The organism is Streptomyces sp. NPDC048659 (assembly GCF_040650575.1).
In the GTDB taxonomy this organism is placed as follows: domain Bacteria; phylum Actinomycetota; class Actinomycetes; order Streptomycetales; family Streptomycetaceae; genus Streptomyces.
This window is the reverse complement of sequence record NZ_JBEZHM010000034.1, coordinates 19,807-37,356: the sequence shown is the minus strand read 5'-3', so window position 1 is coordinate 37,356 and position 17,550 is coordinate 19,807. Positions and strand designations below refer to the sequence as shown.

The window sequence follows — 17,550 nt, the reverse complement described above, 5'->3', positions numbered from 1 at the left end:
TCGGACGGCAGGGGCATCTCCATACCTCCTGGGACTCTCTGGAGTTCTTGGCGGATGCTGGTGGTGCCCCGGTCGGGCACGGGAGGGGGGACTACCAACCGAGCCCGTCCGTGAATCCGCGAAAGGACCGATGCATGGAACAGGTGTGCGGCCGGGCGGGATAGGGTGCACGGCGTGGACATGCCCGACTGGTTCGTATGGATAGCCCTCGGCCTCTTCGTCTCCCAAGGACTGGCCCTCGTCCGCCTGGGCCGCCGGATGCGCGGCCTCGACCCCTCGGCGCGGCGCGCGGTGCGTCTCGACTTCGTGGAGGGCGTCGGCGCGATGCTGCTGTTCGCCTCCCTCACCGGCTCCCTCCTGTGGTCGGACGCGTGGGGCGTGCTCGCCCTGGTGGGCTTCGTGGTCATGGCCGGCGTGAACGTGGTGAAGGGCGTCCACTGGCTCCGCGCCCGCCGAGGCCAGGCCGCCTGACCACCTGACTGCCTGACCACCTGACTGTCCGACCGTCTGACCGGCGCGCGAACCGAGCCCCCCGCAGCGCATTCAAGCCATTCTCGAACGGGTTCGAATAGCCCACCGAGGCCCTGTGGGGCTGCTGTTACTGTCGGGGCACTCGGGGCAGGTGGGGAGCCTGGCCCGGTTCCTGGGGAGGGACTTCTTACGTGCGCAGCGTTACCCGGAGCCGCCGTGGCCGCGCCGCGGCGGCCGTCGTCGCGACCGCGGCGGCAATTGTCAGCCTCGTCCCGCTGGGCGCGGACCCGGCCGTGGCGGCCGGTCCGCAGGCGGCTCCGCCGGCCGAGGCGGCGGAGTTCGTCCTCCCGGCGGAGCTCGCGGCGGACCCGGACAGCGTCACCCTCGCGGGGGCGACCGGTTTCGTGCAGGGAGGCGAAGGCAGGGGATACCACTGGTACTCCTACGCCGACGGCAGCCGCACCCCGATCCCCGGCCGCTCCCCGAAGGACACCGGCACGGACCTGGTCGCCTCCTTCGGGCGCTCGGACGTCCGGTTCTGGGACCCGGCGACGGGCACGACGCGGACCATCCCCGTCCCCGCGGGGCAGACAGCCTGGACGACGGTCGGGCGGAGCGTGCTGACGTTCGAGGACAAGAAGCCCTGGCTGGGGCATCTGCTGACGCTCGAACAGGACCAGGTCACCGAACGCCCGCTGACGCTGCCGGAAGGCGCCGAGGTCGTGGCGGACATGAACGGCCGGGGCAACCCGTACGGCCTCTGGCTCAGTTACCGCCTGAACGGCGCGGTCACCACCCTGTGGGTGGACCGTTCCCTCACCGCCCGAGCCGTCGACCTGGGCCCGGCCCCCACCGGCGGCGCGAACGTCCGGGCGGACCGGTACCTCTTCCGCTTCCCCGTGCCGGGACGCGTCCAGATCTGGGACCTCACCGGCAACCTCTCCGCGCCGCTCCACACCCTCGACTGGGCGGGCGGGACCCCGGCCGCCCTCCTCGGCGACCGGATCCTGACGCGCGTCCCCGGTGACGGCGGCGACCGCCTCGTGGCGCGCCCGCTCGCGGGCGGCCCGGAGCAGGAGGTGCTCGACCGGCTCACGGGCGCCACCCAGGCGGGCCCGGACGGACGCCTCGTCGCGGTCCGAGCGGGCGACGGGCACGAGCGCACCGTCCACTCCATCCAGGCGGGTGCGGACGGCGGGGCGCCCGTCGTGGCACGGGTGGCCGAGGTGCCGCCGGTCACCGTCGAGCCCCGGGACCTGGAGATGGCCCAGGGTGTCCTCCTGTCGAAGGACGCGATGCCGGACGGCTCGTACCGCCTGCGGGAACGCGAGGTGACGACCGGCGGCGCGCCGACCGTCGGCCCGGCGCGCGAACTGACGGGGCCCGGGGGCTGCGCCGCGCTGCCCGGATGCGACGCGATCCCGACCGGCGACGGCCGCGCGCTGTTCGCCGGCGCGGGCGGCCGGATGAGCGTGCTGGAGCCCGGAGGGACACTCCCGGGGAAGCCCCTCGCGAGCCTGCCGACCGAGCTCTCCGCCACCCTGCGGGCCTCGGGCCGCCACGTCTCGTACGACGCCGGTACGTACGACGTCGACGTCACCGACATCGACAGCCAGGAAGTCGTGTCGCGGCACTTCGCCCCCGGCAACGGCAAGACCCACGCCCTCGTGGGCGACATGCTCTTCCGCGGCACCGTCACCGGTGGCGACGTCGAGGCGTTCGACGTGCGCACCGGCGAGTGGCGGGGGAAGCGCAAGGTCGCGGACTGCGCCTCGACGGCGCTCCAGGCATGGGGCGCGTACGCGTACTGGCGCTGCGGCGACGGCACGGCCGGTGTCCGGCAGTGGGGCGTCGGCTACGACATCCCCGTACCGGCCCACACGCGGGCGATGCTCGGCGACGGCTACCTGGCGCACTCCAAGGACGGGGTGCTGTCCGTGACGCCCCTGAACGGTACGGGGGAGACGCGCGTGATCGGGGGCGGCGACGGTACCGGTGCCGTCGGGAGCTGGACCGTGGACCGTTTCGGCGGCGCCCTCGCGTACGTTGACGGCCGGCACCGCGTCCACGTCGTCCGGCCCGGCGGCGTCCCCGCCTCACCGCTCTCCTTCCTCGACGTGGACAAGCCCGCCGTCCTCGACCTGACGGACGGCGAGACGTCGTGGACCGGCCGATGGTGGCTGAACAAGCCCGCCGGATCCTGGAAGCTGACCATCCGGGACCGGGCGAAGAACGCCGTGCGGACCCTGAGCGGCGGCGAGGCGCGCGGACTGGTGAAGGCCGTGTGGGACGGTCGCGGCGAGGACGGCGGCCGACTGGCCGAGGGGCTGTACACCTGGGAGATGGCCGTCACGCCCGCCGACGGCGTCGGATGGACACAGACGGACCAGGGCGGGACGTTCCTGACGCGCAGCGGGCTCGGCACGTTCCGGCCGCTGACCCCGTCCCGGACCCTCAGCACCGTGACCGGCACCGGGGCGCCGAAGGCGAAGGTCGGCCCCGGCGGCACGGTGACGCTGAAGGTCGCGGGCCGCGGCGGGGTCCCCGTCACCGGGGTGACCGCGGTGACCATGAACGTGACCGCGACGAACGCGACCGCCTCGACGTACGTCACGGTCTACCCCGGCGGTACGCCGAAGCCGGCCACCTCCAGCCTCAACGTGGCGGCCGGCCGGACCGCGCCGAACCTGGTGACGGTGCCGGTCGGCAAGGACGGCACGGTCACGCTCTACAACCACGCGGGCTCGGTCGACCTCCTCGCCGACGTGGCCGGCTACCACACGCTCGACGAGACCGGCGACCGGTTCGAGGCGGTCTCCCCGGCGCGACTCCTGAGCACGGTGACGGGCATCGGCGCGCCCAAGTCCCCCGTCACGGCGGGCGGGACGGTGACCGTGCAGGTCGCGGGCCGAGGCGGGGTCCCCGCCACCGGGGTGACGGCGGTGACGGTGAACGTGACCGCCACGAACCCGACCACGGCGACGTACGTCTCGGCCTACCCGTACGACACCGCGCGCCCGGCGACCTCGAACCTCAACGTGACGGCCGGGGAGACCGTGGCCAACCTGGTGACGGTCCCGGTCAAGGACGGCCGGATCACCCTGTACAATCACGCGGGATCGGTCGACCTCCTGGCCGACGTGGCCGGGTACTTCACCGACACGCCGGGCCAGGGCGACCGCTTCCGGCCGGTGCCGCCGGGCCGCCTGCTCAGCACCGTCACAGGCGTGTCCGCGCCCAAGGCGAAGCTCGGCCCCGGCGGCACGGTCACCCTCCCGGTCACCGACCGGGCCGGCGTCCCGGCCACCGGCGTCTCGGCGATCGTCCTGAACGTCACCGCCACGAACCCGACCACCCCGACGTACGTCTCGGCCTACCCGCACGGCACCCCGCGTCCGCCCACCTCGAACCTGAACGTGACGACCGGCCGCACGGTGGCCAACCAGGTCGTCGTCCCGGTCCGGGACGGCAAGGTGACGCTGTACAACCACGCGGGCACGGTGGACCTGCTGGCCGACGTGGCGGGCTACTACGCGCAGTGAGGACGGTGCCGGTCTGCGCCGCCTAGGCGGGCGGGTCGTCGAGAGACGGCTCGGCCCGCCAGCGGGCGTCGCGGACCGGTCCTCCTCGTCGACCGGACCGGCCCACGAGGCGTCGTCGCCCGGCCGCAGGACGCAACCGTCCTTGCCGGGTTCGAAGGCGTACGGGGACGCCGAGCTCACGGGTGCGCTCCACCGCGCCGGGGCAGGGACGGTCGCCGCTGACGTACACGTACTGGTCCCACCCCACGTGCACGGCGAACACCCCCTCCACCTCCAGCCGGCACCAGGCGCCGTCCTCGCGGAGCATGAGCCGGTCGAGCTCCAGCCCGGTGTCCAGCGACATCTCGGAGCCGTCGTGGAAACCGGCGAGGCCGCCCGGGAGGAGCGGGTCGAGGCCGAATCCGTCCAAGGGCCGAGCGGGCCGCCTCCGGCGGATATCGGTGGCCGAGCCGCCCGCCGATCACTAGCCTCGGCCACCATGAAGCGGCGCCGCCAGAAGAAGCTCACCCAACGTCTGTTCTCGGCCGTCCTGTCGGGCGACGCCCCGTCCGTGAGGTCGCTGCTGCGCGGCGGAGCCTCCCCGGAGGCGCGGGACGGCGACGGTACGACCGCCCTGTACCTGGCGGCGGTACAGGGCGAGGCCGAGGTGGCCCGCCTGCTCCTGGCTGCCGGGGCCGCTCCCGACGAGGAGAGTGAGGGGCCCGGCGCGGACGGCACGCCCTTGTGCGCCGCCGCATGCTGGGGCCACGCCGAGACGGTCCGCCACCTGCTGGCCCACGGAGCGGACCCCGGCCTCCGCGAGGACCGCGGCACCGGACGGACCCCGCTGGAGTGGGCGGCCGACGGCGGCCACGAGGCCACGGCGGAGCTCCTGCGCACGGCCGACGGGCGCTGACCTCCGCGCGGCGCGGCGGGTCTGCGACGATGTGCCCCATGGCATCTGACGACGACGAGATAGGCGCCGGGGTCTCCGCCGAACTGGCCGAGTTCCTGCGGGACGCGGTCGACAGCCGTCCGGCGAGGATCGCTCCCTGCGTCTGCGCGGGATGCGGCGGTCGCGCGTTCGCCGTACTGGTCAACACCTCCGGCGCGGAACGGGAGTGCTCCGGCTGCGGCAGCCGCGCGTTCATCGCCGACACCGAGGAGTACTGGAACGAGGAGGACTGGGAAGGCGAGGAACCCGGCACCGCCGCCTGCCCCTGCGGGACCGAGGAGTTCGAGGCGGCGGTCGCCTTCTCGCTCGGCGCCGACGGCTCAGTCCGCTGGGTCACCGTCGGCCTGCGGTGCGCCGGGGACGGCTTCTGCGGCGTCTGGGCCGACTGGAAGATCGACTACCTGCCGACGGACCATCTGCTGACGATGGTCTAGGGGCGAGGAAAGACGCGGATGCCCGTGCCGGTCAGAGGTGGAAGAGGACTTCCTCCTGTGGCGGGAGCGGAGGGTCGAGAACATCGCGAAGCCCGCGGACGCTCCGGCGCCAGCTGGCCTCGGCCGCTGAATCGACCCACGACTCCGCGAGCTCGGACGAATCGGCGACGACGTGATCAAGGGCGTCGATCGCGAGCGCCCGGAGAGCCGCCGGGAACTCCGGCAGGGGCTCCGACGGTCCGTGGCCCGGGCACGCGGGTGGACCCGCAGGGTGCTGGGCGACCACCAAGGCCGCCGCCGCGACCGCCCGCTGGGCGTCGTCGGCGCAGAGGAGGTCGACGGGGACATCCACCTTGCGGAGGGCCGCTCGGACCAACGGCTCACGCTCCGCCAGGGGCGCCTCGTCCAAGGCGTCCGCGAAGTCGGCGGCGGTGTCGTTGTCGAAGGGGCCGGTGTCCCAGGTGCCCATGTCTCTCCTCGCGCTGGTCGTCGACGGATCGTCGCACCTGCCACTGACAGCACGCGGGGAGCCGACGGGCACCGCGGCGACATGGCCGCGGCCCTCGGTTCAGTTGGCGTCCTGCCGACGCGCCGCATAGCCCCGCAGCGCCGGCTCCCGGTCGGTTCCGTGACCGCGGAACACCGCGTCCGCCACGAGCTGCGGCGCGGCTTCGACGGTTCGGGCCATGCGGGCGTCGACGCCCGTGAAGGCGGTCTTCGCGCAGGCCGCGCGGCCGACCCGCTTCGGGTCGGCGGGGCCCGGGTGGTCGAGGGCGTCCCGCGTGAGCGCGTACGCGGCGGCGTCGACCAGGATCGACAGGTGCCCGACGAGCCGCAGCGGGCACAGGTCGCGCTGGATGACGATGTCCGTCCCGCCGTTGGTGGACGTGGCCCGGGGTGACGGCTGGACGATCTCGTCGGTGGCCGACCCGATCGACGTCACGTCCGTCCCCCTCGGCAGCGGCTCGGCCCGCAGCGCGGTGGTCCAGTTCGAGCCGGGACGGAACTGCCACGCCGCCTCCGGGCAACGCCCCGGCAGGCACAGGACCGTCGCCAGGGTGACCCCGCCGGGAGCTCCGGCGAGTGCCACGAAGTCGTCGATCCTGCCGGAGAGATCGGGCCAGAAGCGGAGCGCCCACAAGGGCAGCGTGCCGCCCTGGCTGTGGCCGATCACCGAGATCCGGCGCCCCGCCCGCGCCTCCATGGCGCGGACGGCGTACACGACGTACTCGGCGTTCTCCTGGAGGTCGCCGAGCCCGCCCCCGCGCAGGCGGCGGATCACGCAGACGGGGTGCCCGGCCGCGCCGAGGACCTTGCGATAGCCCCCGTCGTACACCTGCTCGGCCGACTCGATGGTGCCGGGCACGAGGAGGATCGGCGTCCGGCCCCTCGCGAGATCGAGGCGCGCGTCGCAGTCGAGGGCTTCGGCGAGGGCGGCGACGGGGGTGCGCAGCGCCGGTCCGGCCGTCGGCGCCGTGGCGGCGACCGGGGCGAGGGGCGGTGGCGCGGACGGTACGACGAGCGCCGCCAGCGCGGCAGCCGCGAGGAGGCCCTTTCGGGACAGCGGGAGGGCGGCGCCGCGCGCGCGGGTCATGGGGCTCCTCAGAGGGGGCGACCCGCGGTCGGTCGGCGGGCCGGACCGTCGCTCAACGAGCCCCCGCGTCGCCGGTCACGTCATTGTTGACCGAACGGGTGCCGCCCGCGACCGACTGTCAGGTGGCGCGGGCCGGGAGTTCGGCATGGAAGGACGGGACCTGCGGCTACGCCCTCGCCGTGCTGTCCGACCGCCACCCGCTGAGGCGCCCTCGCCCCGGCAGTTCGGCACGGCCCGTGGCCCACAACAGCGTGGGCCACGGGTCCGTGTCGGTCGGAGCCTGCGGGAAGAGGCGGCCGAGCGTGCGGGCGCAGAGGTCGGACGGCGGGGTCCAGGCGAGGCCGAGGCCCTGCGCGAGGTCGTGCGTGTGGACCAGCGTCTCCTGCAGCGCCAGCGCCGCGAACCCCTCCGGGTCCGACACCCCGGCCGCGTGGTGGGCGCGGACCTGGGGCGGGGTGGTGCGCACCATCGCGACCAGGAGCGCGCCGCAGGACTCCAGGACCTGGAGCAGGCCGGCCGGGCCCGCCGCGCGGTCCGCCTCGATGAAGACGGCGGGGCCGGACACCCGCGGCCGCCGCAGCGCGATGGGGACGTGGGTGTCCAGCGGGGGAGTCTGCGGGCCCAGTTGCACCGCGTAGTAGAGGAGGTCGTTGGCGAGGTGCTCGGCGGTCTCCCAGCAGTCCCACTCCAGCGAACCGGCCCTCTCGTCCCACGCCTCCCCGGGCGCGCCGCTCAGGGTCTCCACGGCGAGCCGTACGGCGAGGGCGACATCGTCGGCGGTGACGGGAGGCCGGGCGGGGCCGGGGGTGACTGATCGAGGCATGACAGCACCGTATCCGGTCGGGGGGCCGTCCCCTCCGGACCGCCAGGCCCCGTCGTTCTACCCCCGGCCCGTCCCCCCGAGGTGCGCCGCCCACGGGTAGTAGACGAAGGCGAAGGCCGCGGGTGCCCCGGTGACGCGGTTTCCGAGCCAGACGTCGTTCGTCAGCTGGATGCCCGGGAACATCGGGTGCGTCTCCTCCCTAAGTAGCCGCTCCATCCGGACGACCAGCTTCGCCCGTGCCGCCTCGTCCTTCGTGCCCACCGCCTCCGCGTATAGCGCGTCGATGCCGCTGTAGCCGGACTGGTTGAAGCTGCCCCCGGTCACCGCCGTGATGCCGAGCCAGTCGAGCGGGTTCGGGATGTTGGGCCAGAACTGCGTGTAGAGCAGGTCCGTGCCGCCGCGCGTCGCCGGATCGTACAGATAGTTCGAGTATCCAGTCGCGGGGACGACGTCCAGCTTGAAGTTCAGACCGATCTTGTCCGCCGCGTCCTTGACGCCGATGCCCAGTTGCTGCGTCTCGGCCTGCTGGGGCACGACCAGGCTGATCCGCTGGGACTTGACGGCGTCCGGGACCCCCGCCAGGAGCTTCTTCGCCTCCTCGATCCTGGGCCTGCCGTCCGTCCTGACCGTGTCCGCGTACGCGGTCAGGCCCGCCTTGGCGAAGCCGTACGCGGCCGGCACCGTCTGGAGGGCGGCGGGGGTGCCCTCGCCCGCGTACACCTGGCTCCCGATGCCCTTCCAGTCGATGGCCATCTGGAGCGCCCGCCGCACGTCCGCGTTCCCCATCGCGCCCTTCGGGTTGGCGACGACGAGGGTGACGGCGAGCGGTGCGGGGCCCGAGTAGAGCCTGCCCGCCGTGGAGGCGCGCAGGAGCGGGAGTCCCGCGGTCGGCGGCTGGTACGTCCCGTCGATCTGGCCCGAGAGCAGGCCGGAGGTGATCGCGGAGTCGTCGGTGAGGAAGGTGAAGTCGATGTTCTTCACCTTCAGCGGCAGTTCCTTGTTCCAGTAGCCGTCGTAGCGGCTCGCGCTGATCGACTGGCCCCGCTTCCACCCGGCGTACTTGTACGGGCCCGTGCACATGACGCCGACGTCCGGCGTGCCGACCTTCTTGCCGTGCCGCTCGTAGAACTTCTTCTGGACGACGACACCCGCGTAGCTCGCGAGCTCGTCGTTGAAGAGGTAGTCGGGGCGCTTGAGGGTGACCGTGACCTCGTTTTCACCCGTCTTCGTGACCGAGTCGACGTTTCGGTAGAGGTAGCCGTAGAAGCCGGTGGTGTCCGTCAGGTGGTGATTCATGCTCCACGCGACGTCGTCCGCGGTCATCGGCGAGCCGTCCCAGAACGTCACGCCGGACCGGATCCGGTACACCCAGGTCTTGGGGTCGGGGTTCGTGTACGAGGTCGCCAGGTTGGGCTTGATGGTGAAGTCGGGCGTCTGGACGAACAGGGTCTCGCACATGTTCGAGTTGATCATGTTCGGCGTGTAGTCGGCCGCGTGGAAGGGGTCCACGGTCTGCGGCTCGCCCTGGAAGACGTTCCAGGTGATCTTGTCCACCGTGCCCGTGCCCCGCGGTGTGTACGTCGTCAGGGCGGCGGCGCCTCCGGCGCCTCCGGCAGCCCCTCCACCCGTACAGCCGCTCAAGGTCAGGGGCAGGGTGACGGCCAGGGTCAACGTCAACTTCAGGGTGAGGGTTCGGGTCGTCCCGGCCGTGGCGGAGGCGGCGGGAGCCGCGACGGAGTCCCGTCCGCGCGGGCGGTGTCGTGCGGTCATGGCGCTACTCCAGGCGAGGTGGTGGGGCCCGTGAGGGTCTCGGGGTTCCAGCCGGCGCGCGGGACGCTGTCGCGCAGCAGACGGGTGTACGGGTGGGAGGGGTGGTCCAGGACCTCCGCGGTGGGCCCCTGTTCGACGACGACGCCGTGCCGCATGACGATTGTGTCGTCCGTGACCTGCCGGATGACGGCCAGGTCATGGCTGATGAACAGGTAGCTCACGCCCCGCTCCCGCCGGATGTCCGCGAGCAGGTTGAGGATCTGCGCCTGGATCGAGACGTCCAGCGCGGACACCGCCTCGTCCAGGATCAGCACCTCCGGATCCGCGGCCAGCGCGCGGGCGATGGCGACGCGCTGCCGCTGCCCGCCCGACAGGGACCGCGGCAGCGCCGCGAGCTGGCGGTCGTCCAGCCCGACGAGTCCGGCCAGTTCGGCGACCCGCGCCCTCGTCCCCGTACGCCCGAGGCGGGAGTGGACGCCGACGACCTCCGCGAGGCAGTCGCCGACGCGCTGGCGCCGGTCGAGCGAGGTGTACGGATCCTGGAAGACGATCTGGACGTCCCTGCCGCGCGAGCGGCGGGCGCGGGCCGAGCGCGCGGGCCGGGTACGGTCCTCGCCCCGCACCGTGATCCGCCCGCCGGACGGCCGCTCCAGGCCGATGATCATGCGGGCCGTCGTCGTCTTGCCGGAGCCCGACTCGCCGACGATGCCCAAGGACCCGCCCGCGTTCAGGGTGAAGCTCACATCGGCCACGGCGGTCGCGCGGGCGGGCCCGTGACCGAAGGTCTTGGTCAGGTGCTCGACCACGAGCAGGGGTTCGGTCATCGCTGGACCTCCTCGTCCGAAACGGCGGTAGCCGCAGTGGCGGTGGGGGCGGCAGGTGCCGACGGCAGCAGCCCGCCCCGCAGGCCGGGCATCCGGACGCAGCCGGTCAGCCCCTCGCCGACCCGCAGCAGGGACGGCGCTCCCTCCGCGCACCGGTCCTCCGCGAAACCGCAGCGCGGGGCGAACGCGCAGCCGTCCGGAGCCTCGTACGCGGTCGTCGGATGCCCGGCGATCGCGGGCAGCCGCTCCGCGCGCCGGCCGATCTCGGGGCGCGCCCGCACCAGCGCGGCCGTGTACGGGTGGAGCGGGTCCTCGTGCAGCCGCGTCGAGGGCTGCCGCTCCATCACCCGGCCCGCGTACAGGACGATCGTCTCGTCGCAGACCGCGCCCGCGAGCTCCAGGTCGTGCGTGATGAAGAGCATCGCCATGCCGTACTCGCGCTGCATCCGGCGCAGCAGCGCCATCACCTCCGCCTGGGTGGTGACGTCGAGCGCGGTCGTCGGCTCGTCCGCCAGCACCAGGCGCGGCCGGGCGGCGACCGCGGCGGCGATCATCACCCGCTGGAGCAGCCCGCCGGACAGCTCGTGCGGATACTGCCGCAGCCGGCGGTCCGGGTCGGAGATCCCGACCTCGGCCAGCAGCTCCCGGGCGCGCCCGCGCGCGGCGGACTTCGGCATCCGGTCGTTGAGGCGCATCGCCTCGGTGAGGAAGTCACCGATGGTGCGGACGGGATTGGTGTGGGCCCGCGCGTCCTGGAAGACCATCGCCACGTCCTTCGCCCGGTACCGACGCAGGGCCTCGGCGCGCAGGTCGAAGACGTCGGCCCCGTCGAAGCGCACCCGGCCGGTCACCTCGGCGCCGTCCGGGAGCAGCCGCGCGACCGTCCGTACCGTCATCGACTTCCCGGAGCCGGACTCGCCGACTAGACCGAGCGTCCTGCCCTCGGCCAGCGAGAACGAGACGTCGCGCAGCACCGTACGGGGCTCGCCCGCGACGGGCAGCCGGACCGTCAGGTCCTCGACTTCGAGCAGTGCGTTCACGAGCGTGCCTCCCAGCGCTCCGTGAGCCGGTCGCCGAGCGTGTTGACGGCACCGACCGTGATGACGATGAGCGCGCAGGCGAACAGCGCCTCCTGCGGGTGTCCCTGGAGCACGCCGGCCATGCCGGTGCCGACCATGGCGCCCCAGTCCGACGTCGGCGGCTGCACCCCGAGGCCGATGAACGACAGCCCCGCGAGGTCCATCAGCGCGAAGCCGAAGGCGAGCGTGGCGTTGGCGACGATCAGCCCGCTCACGTTGGGCAGGATGTGCCACAGCGCGATCCGCAGCCCGTGCACCCCCTGCACCTGGAGCGCCGCCACGTACGGCAGATTGCGCTCGCGGAGCGCCGCGCTCCGCACGATCCGGGCGATGTACGGGACGTACGCGACCGACAGCGCCACGATCGCCGCCGGGAGCCCGGAGCCGAACAGCGCGGTCGCCAGGATCGCGAGCAGCAGCCCCGGGAAGGCGAACACGGCGTCGACGACCCGGACCACCAGTTGGTCGAACCAGCCGCCGAACCACACGGCCGCCAGCGCGAGCGCCGTCCCGAGCAACGTCGAGACCGCCACGACGAGGAACGGGCCGGTCAGCGCCGTCCGGGAGCCGGTGACCAGCCGCGAGAGCAGGTCCCGGCCCGTCGCGTCGGTGCCCAGCAGGTGCCCAATGCCCGGGCCCTGGTACGCGCCGGAGAAGTCGATCGCGTCCGGCGGCTGGGGCGCCAGGACCGGGGCGAGGAGCGCGCAGAGCACCACGCAGCCGAGGAGGACCAGGGCCGTCCAGCCGGACGCGCCGATCCCTCGGGCCGAGCGGGGGCGTCGGGCGCGCCGCCCGGTCTTCACCGCACGGGCTCCGGCACCAGGCCCGGAATCCCGTCCGTCGGGGTGTACCGCCGCTGTCGCGCTCATGTGTCCTTCTTCCCGATCGACACCCGCGGGTCGAGCAGTGTGTAGGCGATGTCGATGAGGGTGTTCAGCACGATGAAGGCGGCGACGTACACCAGGCAGATCGCCTGGACGACCGGGAAGTCCTTCTGCTGCACCGAGTTGACGAGAGACTGGCCGAGCCCGCCGAGCTGGAAGACCTGCTCCACCACGACGCTTCCGGCGATCAGGCCCGCGATCGTCAGACCGGCGACGGTCAGCACGGGCATCGCCGCGTTGCGCATCACGTGCCGGCGCACGACGGCCCGGCGGGGCAGCCCGCGGCTGATCGCCGTCTGTACGTGGTCGGCGGCGAGCTCCGCCCGTACGGCGGCCTGGGCGAGCCGCGCGACGAACGCGACGGACGCGAGGGCGAGCGCCAGCGCCGGGAGGGCCAGGTGGTACAGCCGGTCGAGCGCGCCGCCGCCCGCGCCGAACACGGGGAACCAGCCTAGGTTCACGGCGAACACGATGATCAGGACCACCGCGCCGACGAAGGTCGGCACCGCCATGAGCCCCGTCGCGCCCGCCATCGCCGACCGGGACAGCCGGCCGGGCCTGAGCCCGGCGAGCGTGCCGACGGCCAGACCGCACAGCAGGACGATCGCCGCGGCCATCACGACGAGCAGCGTGGTCACCGCGGCACGGCCGCCGACCAGCGTGGACACCGGCTGGTTGTAGATGATCGACGTGCCGAAGTCGCCGTGCAGCACCCCGCCGAGCCACCGCAGATACTGCTCCCAGACGGAGTCGTCGAGATGGTATTCGGCCTTGATGGACGCGATCGTCTCGGGGCTCATCGTGCGCCCGTGCGTGAGGTACGTGAGCGGGCTGCCGGGCGCGGCGAACAGCGCCCCGAAGACGACCAGGCTCGCGATCAGCAGGGTCACCGCCAGCCCCGCGAGGCGCACGGCCACGAAGCGCGCGACCGCCGCGACGGGGCGCTTGCGGGTGGGCGGCGCGAGTGGAGCCGTCCCTGCCCTCGCCGCCCCCTTCGTAGCGTCGTCGTTCATCTCTCCTCCTCCGGCTCCGGCCGTACGGGGTGGACGGCGCGCCCGCCCACGACCGTGCGCAGCACGCGCGTGTCGAGCAGCTCGTCGAGCGGGCGGGAGAAGATGTCCCGGTCGAGCACGACGAAGTCGGCGTAGAGCCCTTCCGCGAGGCGCCCGTGCAGGTGCTCGGAGCGGCTCGCCCAGGCGGCGTCGCGAGTGGCGTGCACGATCGCGTCGGCCAGCGGCAGCGCGTAACGGGCGATGTTGGCGGGCAGCGAGGGGTCCAGCGCCGAGCGCCGGGTCGCCGCGATGAACATGTTGGGCAGCGGGGCGTGCGGCGAGGTGGGGGAGTCGGTGCCGAGCACGAGCGTGGCGCCCGCCTCGGTCATCTCCGGCCACGGGAAACCCCGGTCCGCGCGCTCGTCACCGAGGACGCGGCGCCAGTTCTCCTGTATGGCCGGATCCGCGTGTACGGGCTGCATGCTCGCCGTGATGCCGAGGGCGGCCAGCCGCTGGATGTCCTCGGGGTCGACGACCTCCAGGTGCTCGATGCGGTGGCGGCGCTCCATGGAGCTGCCGGGGCCATCGGAACCATCGGAGCCGTGGGGGCCGTTGACCGCGACGGCGTGCTCGACGGCGCCGATCGCCACGCGCGTGGCCTCGTCGCCGATCGCGTGCATGGCGACCTGGAGACCGGCCGCGTCGGCGGCGGCCACGACGGGGGCGAGTTCGGCGAGGCTCCAGATCGGGTCGGCGTTCGTGCCGTCCACGTAGGGCTTGCCGAGGGAGGCGGTGCAGCCGTCGACGGTGCCGTCGACCATGACCTTGATGCCGGTGACCCGCAGGAACGGCGTGGCGTCGCGGGCGGCGAGCTCGGCGACCCGCGCGACCTGGGCGAGGTTGGCGGCCTCGTCGCCGGTGGGCTGGACCCGCCAGAACGCGCTGATACGGGTGGTCAGGGCGCCGGCCGCGTCGGCGCGCCGCATGGCCGCGTAGTCGTCCTCGTTGAGCGCCATCTCGGTCGAGCCGACGATCCCGGACTCGGCGTACGCGGCGAGGGCGACGGCCAGGGCCTCGTCCCGGTCGGCCTCGGTGGTGAAGCCGTCGAGCACCGGCCAGACGAGCCGGTGCATCGCGGTCTCGTCGACCAGGCCGGTGGCGGCGCCGGCCGCGTCGCGGTGGACCGTGCCGCCGGGCGGGGAGACGGTGGTGTCGTCGATGCCGGACTCTTCGAGGGCCGCCGAGTTCAGCCAGATCGAGTGGAAGTCGTACGCCTGCGCGTAGACGGGCCGATCGGCCACGACCGCGTCGAGCATCCCCCGGTCGGGCGCCCCGCCGGGGATGTCGCCGTGCTTCCAGCCGGTGGCCAGCACGCGGGGCGCGTCCGGGTGCTCCCGCGCCCAGCGGTCGATCCGGCGCTGGATCTCGGCCACCGAGTCGGCGCCCCAGAGGTTCACCTGGGCCGCCGCCTCGCCGGTGCCCACGACGTGGGCGTGGCCGTCGACGAAGCCGGGCAGGACGGTGGCGCCGCCGAGGTCGTGGACCCGGGCGTCCGGCCCGGCCACGCGGGCGGCGGTGGCCTCGTCGCCGACGTAGGCGATCCGCTCGCCCACCACGACGAGGGCCTCGGCGTGGGCGCGGCGGGCGGCGGTGAAGACGCGGGCGTTGCGGAAGAGCTGGGCGGGTGCGGGCGGGGCGAGCGGGGTGGGATTGTCGTCCATGGGGTTCCTCGGAGCAGGTGGGAAGGGCAGGAAAGGCAGGAAGAGCACGGCGAGGGGCGGCCGGGGACGGCCGGGTCAGAACAGGTCGAGGCCCTCGCGGGCCGCGCGGTCGGGGGTGCCGGCCCGGTACGCGAGGGCGAAGCCGGGGAGGTCGAGGGACGCGGTGAGCAACGTGCCCCACTGCTCGTGGCGCGGCTCGGCCGGATCGGCGCGCACGCACACGACCGCGTCGGCCCCGTCGGAGCCGCAGAAGGCCGCGGCGCGCTCGGCGGCGGAGCGGCCGGTCATGCCGCCCCGTACGGCGAGGGCGTGCGCGTACCGCTCGACCGACACCGACTCCGGCACGGTGACGCAGCCGTCGGCGAGCCCGGTGTCGAGGAAGTGGTTGGTGTGGAGCAGCCAGCCGTCGGCGCCGGGCTCCAGGACGGCGGTCCCGGACGGCGACATCTCGATGGAGGCGGCTTCGGCGCGGGCGGTGCCATGGGCGTGGTCGGTGTCCTCGACGCGGTTGGTGTCCTCGACGCGGTTGGTGCCCTCGGCACGGTCAGTGCCCTCGGCACGGTCACAGGGGTCACGCTCGGCATCGCCGCCCCGATAGGTGACGACGGTCAGCACGGTGGAGGCGCTCACCTCGGCGGAGGCGACGAGGGCGCGGGCCTCGGCCACCGTCGTCGCCTCCTCCAGGACGCGGCGGGCGACGGCGTGGACGGGCACACCGCCGGAGGCGCTGTCGGAGCGGTGCCGCAGGATGTTGAAGTGCACGCCGAGACCGGCGTCGTTGAGCCCGATCTTGGCGGCGGTGCCGAACTCGGTGAAGAGCTTCACCCGGCGCCCGGCGCCGGTCACCAGGGACAGCAGCAGACCGTCCGGCGTCAGCGAGTCGTGCCAGTCCCAGGTCTGGATCGTCTCGGGCGGGCCCCCGGCGGGCGGCGCGTACACGGCGGTCGTGCACTCGCCCTTCGAGGGCGCCGGCGCGGCGGCGAGGATCTCGGTACGGGCGCCGACCGCGGCCACCCGCCACGGCTCGACACCAGCCGCCCCGGCGATCGCGTCGGACTCCTCGGCGAGCGCCGGACACCAGTCGCGCAGGGCGTCGTGGCTGCGGGCCGTGATCTCGCGGACGGTGGCGTCCGGGATGCCCAGCAGCGCGAAGTGCTCCAGGTAGCGGGCGCCGACGTCACGCACCCGCTCCCCGTACAGCGTGCCGATCTCGTGGCCGCGCTCGCGGGGATCGGTGGTGGTCGAGCGGAGCGTGTGCAGCTTCATAGGGTTCGCAGACCTTTGCCTTGTGAGGCCCATCACAGGGGGGAACGGCCGCCACGCTAGGGAGGTAAAACGTTTAATACAACGGTCGGACCCGATCCGCCGACGTTCCCGACTCCCCGCGCCTCTCCGTCTCCCCAGGAGGTCCCCGTGGCCCGCACGAAGGGCGTGACCATCCGCGACGTCGCCCAGCGCGCCGGCGTCTCCGTCGCCGCGGTCTCGATGGCACTCAACGGCACCGGGACGCTGAGCGAGGCGACGCGGCTGCGCGTCCGGGCGGTGGCCGAGGAGATGGACTACCAGGCCGACGCCCTCGCGCGCGGGCTGCGCCGGGCGTCGGTCGGGGCGATCGGGCTGGTCATGCGGTCACTGGACTCGCTGGGGGAGTACGCGCCGCGCGGCGTCGACGTGTTCACCCGCTACATCGGCGCGGTCTCGGCGCAGGCGATGGACCGCGGCCTCAGCGTGATGCTCGTACCCGACCCGACCAGGCGCCCGACCCCGCCGCTCGCGCTCTCGCTCGACGGCTACATCGTGACGATGCCGCACCTGGACGACCCGGTCGTCGCCCTCCTCGAACGCCGGGGGATCCCGTACGTCACGCTGGGGCGCGACCCCGGGCGGCCGGACTTCACGGACTGGGCCACCGAGAACGAGTACGTGGGCTTCCGGCGCGTCTACGAGCACTTCGCGGCCAACGGCGCCCGCTCGGTCGCGCTCGTCCGCGGGACCGACCCGAACGCCTGGAACATCGACAGCGAGGCGACGTACCGCGCGTGGTGCGAGGGCGCGGGGATCGCGCCGCGCGTGTACGAGTCGGCGGAGCGCGACGGGCAGCGGGGCGGCGAGCGCGTGGCGCACGCCGTCGTCGACGACGGGGTACCGGACGCGATCCTGTGCCATACGGGCCGTCAGGCGGCCGGTGTGCTGGCGGGCCTCACGGCCCGGGGTGTCGCGGTGCCCGAGCGCACGATGCTGGCGGCGGCCTCGGACTCCGAACACACCCGGCACAGCCGCCCCGCGATCTCGGCGGTCGAACTCCACGTCGCCGACACGACGTTGGCGCTCCTCGACCTCCTCCAGGCCCGCATCGCGGGCGAACCGGGCAAGGGCCCGATCCTGACGACCTCGCGCTTCCGCGTCCGGGCGTCGACGCGGCGCGCCCAGCCGGGCGCGGGCGGCTGAAGGGCCCGCGCGCGGCTGGCCTGCGGGGTCGGCC

At 73.8% G+C, this 17,550-nt stretch carries 16 protein-coding genes; 5 read left to right on the top strand and 11 right to left on the bottom strand.

What is annotated here, in order from left to right:
• The first annotated feature begins 174 nt into the window (after positions 1-174).
• Both AB0C99_RS24400 and AB0C99_RS24395 read left to right on the top strand, forming a co-directional pair.
• A complete protein-coding gene (locus AB0C99_RS24400) occupies positions 175-471 on the top strand; it encodes a hypothetical protein (RefSeq protein ID WP_362478704.1) in 297 nt (98 codons plus the stop codon).
• Between the two features lie 191 nt (positions 472-662).
• Positions 663-4,013 (top strand): FlgD immunoglobulin-like domain containing protein, encoded by a 3,351-nt coding sequence (locus AB0C99_RS24395; protein WP_362478702.1) that lies wholly within the window; start codon positions 663-665, stop codon positions 4,011-4,013.
• A gap of 22 nt (positions 4,014-4,035) precedes the next feature.
• Here AB0C99_RS24395 and AB0C99_RS24390 read toward each other — a convergent pair whose 3' ends face one another.
• A complete protein-coding gene (locus AB0C99_RS24390; protein WP_362478699.1) occupies positions 4,036-4,422 on the bottom strand; it encodes a hypothetical protein in 387 nt (128 codons plus the stop codon).
• 69 nt (positions 4,423-4,491) lie between these two features.
• Between AB0C99_RS24390 and AB0C99_RS24385 the strand changes: the two genes are divergently transcribed.
• Both AB0C99_RS24385 and AB0C99_RS24380 read left to right on the top strand, forming a co-directional pair.
• Positions 4,492-4,908 carry an ankyrin repeat domain-containing protein gene (locus AB0C99_RS24385; protein WP_362478696.1) on the top strand — a complete coding sequence of 139 codons (417 nt, stop codon included), beginning with the start codon at positions 4,492-4,494 and terminating at the stop codon, positions 4,906-4,908.
• 38 nt (positions 4,909-4,946) lie between these two features.
• Entirely contained in the window at positions 4,947-5,381 is a 435-nt protein-coding gene (locus tag AB0C99_RS24380; RefSeq protein WP_362478693.1) for a hypothetical protein, read from the top strand.
• A 31-nt stretch (positions 5,382-5,412) separates the two neighbouring features.
• On the opposite strand, the gene AB0C99_RS24375 is transcribed toward AB0C99_RS24380, so the two are convergent.
• The 10 genes from AB0C99_RS24375 to AB0C99_RS24330 form a co-directional block, all read right to left on the bottom strand.
• A complete protein-coding gene (locus AB0C99_RS24375) occupies positions 5,413-5,850 on the bottom strand; it encodes a DUF4259 domain-containing protein (RefSeq protein ID WP_362478690.1) in 438 nt (145 codons plus the stop codon).
• 99 nt (positions 5,851-5,949) lie between these two features.
• A complete protein-coding gene (locus AB0C99_RS24370) occupies positions 5,950-6,975 on the bottom strand; it encodes a hypothetical protein (RefSeq protein WP_362478687.1) in 1,026 nt (341 codons plus the stop codon).
• 166 nt (positions 6,976-7,141) lie between these two features.
• On the bottom strand, positions 7,142-7,798 hold the full coding sequence (locus AB0C99_RS24365) for a hypothetical protein (RefSeq protein WP_362478684.1): 657 nt from the start codon (positions 7,796-7,798) through the stop codon (positions 7,142-7,144).
• A 57-nt stretch (positions 7,799-7,855) separates the two neighbouring features.
• Positions 7,856-9,568 carry an ABC transporter substrate-binding protein gene (locus AB0C99_RS24360; protein WP_362478677.1) on the bottom strand — a complete coding sequence of 571 codons (1,713 nt, stop codon included), beginning with the start codon at positions 9,566-9,568 and terminating at the stop codon, positions 7,856-7,858.
• Positions 9,565-10,392, bottom strand: a complete 828-nt coding sequence (locus tag AB0C99_RS24355; protein ID WP_362478675.1) for an ATP-binding cassette domain-containing protein — start codon at positions 10,390-10,392, stop codon at positions 9,565-9,567. Before AB0C99_RS24355 ends, AB0C99_RS24360 begins: the two co-directional genes overlap by 4 nt.
• A complete protein-coding gene (locus AB0C99_RS24350) occupies positions 10,389-11,432 on the bottom strand; it encodes an ABC transporter ATP-binding protein (RefSeq protein ID WP_362478672.1) in 1,044 nt (347 codons plus the stop codon). The genes AB0C99_RS24355 and AB0C99_RS24350 overlap by 4 nt, the downstream gene beginning before the upstream one ends.
• Positions 11,429-12,340, bottom strand: coding sequence for an ABC transporter permease (locus AB0C99_RS24345; protein ID WP_362478669.1), 912 nt, complete (start codon positions 12,338-12,340; stop codon positions 11,429-11,431). Before AB0C99_RS24345 ends, AB0C99_RS24350 begins: the two co-directional genes overlap by 4 nt.
• Complete coding sequence (locus tag AB0C99_RS24340) at positions 12,337-13,368, bottom strand: ABC transporter permease (RefSeq protein WP_362478666.1); 1,032 nt, start codon at positions 13,366-13,368, stop codon at positions 12,337-12,339. Before AB0C99_RS24340 ends, AB0C99_RS24345 begins: the two co-directional genes overlap by 4 nt.
• The gene (locus AB0C99_RS24335; RefSeq protein ID WP_362478663.1) at positions 13,365-15,068 is read right to left on the bottom strand and encodes an amidohydrolase; all 1,704 of its coding nucleotides are present in this window, start codon (positions 15,066-15,068) and stop codon (positions 13,365-13,367) included. Before AB0C99_RS24335 ends, AB0C99_RS24340 begins: the two co-directional genes overlap by 4 nt.
• A gap of 75 nt (positions 15,069-15,143) precedes the next feature.
• The gene (locus AB0C99_RS24330; protein WP_362478660.1) at positions 15,144-16,334 is read right to left on the bottom strand and encodes a C45 family peptidase; all 1,191 of its coding nucleotides are present in this window, start codon (positions 16,332-16,334) and stop codon (positions 15,144-15,146) included.
• Between the two features lie 147 nt (positions 16,335-16,481).
• Here AB0C99_RS24330 and AB0C99_RS24325 point away from each other — a divergent pair, with 147 nt between their 5' ends.
• A complete protein-coding gene (locus AB0C99_RS24325; protein WP_362478658.1) occupies positions 16,482-17,516 on the top strand; it encodes a LacI family DNA-binding transcriptional regulator in 1,035 nt (344 codons plus the stop codon).
• Positions 17,517-17,550 lie beyond the last annotated feature (34 nt).

What these genes read in the sequence shown, in the direction of transcription:
- AB0C99_RS24335 (WP_362478663.1), bottom strand. Translation starts at nt 15,068, where the DNA reads ATGGACGACAATCCCACCCCGCTCGCCCCGCCCGCACCCGCCCAGCTC.
- AB0C99_RS24370 (WP_362478687.1), bottom strand. Translation starts at nt 6,975, where the DNA reads ATGACCCGCGCGCGCGGCGCCGCCCTCCCGCTGTCCCGAAAGGGCCTC.
- AB0C99_RS24340 (WP_362478666.1), bottom strand. Translation starts at nt 13,368, where the DNA reads ATGAACGACGACGCTACGAAGGGGGCGGCGAGGGCAGGGACGGCTCCA.
- AB0C99_RS24355 (WP_362478675.1), bottom strand. Translation starts at nt 10,392, where the DNA reads ATGACCGAACCCCTGCTCGTGGTCGAGCACCTGACCAAGACCTTCGGT.
- AB0C99_RS24345 (WP_362478669.1), bottom strand. Translation starts at nt 12,340, where the DNA reads ATGAGCGCGACAGCGGCGGTACACCCCGACGGACGGGATTCCGGGCCT.
- AB0C99_RS24380 (WP_362478693.1), top strand. Translation starts at nt 4,947, where the DNA reads ATGGCATCTGACGACGACGAGATAGGCGCCGGGGTCTCCGCCGAACTG.
- AB0C99_RS24330 (WP_362478660.1), bottom strand. Translation starts at nt 16,334, where the DNA reads ATGAAGCTGCACACGCTCCGCTCGACCACCACCGATCCCCGCGAGCGC.
- AB0C99_RS24360 (WP_362478677.1), bottom strand. Translation starts at nt 9,568, where the DNA reads ATGACCGCACGACACCGCCCGCGCGGACGGGACTCCGTCGCGGCTCCC.
- AB0C99_RS24375 (WP_362478690.1), bottom strand. Translation starts at nt 5,850, where the DNA reads ATGGGCACCTGGGACACCGGCCCCTTCGACAACGACACCGCCGCCGAC.
- AB0C99_RS24365 (WP_362478684.1), bottom strand. Translation starts at nt 7,798, where the DNA reads ATGCCTCGATCAGTCACCCCCGGCCCCGCCCGGCCTCCCGTCACCGCC.
- AB0C99_RS24385 (WP_362478696.1), top strand. Translation starts at nt 4,492, where the DNA reads ATGAAGCGGCGCCGCCAGAAGAAGCTCACCCAACGTCTGTTCTCGGCC.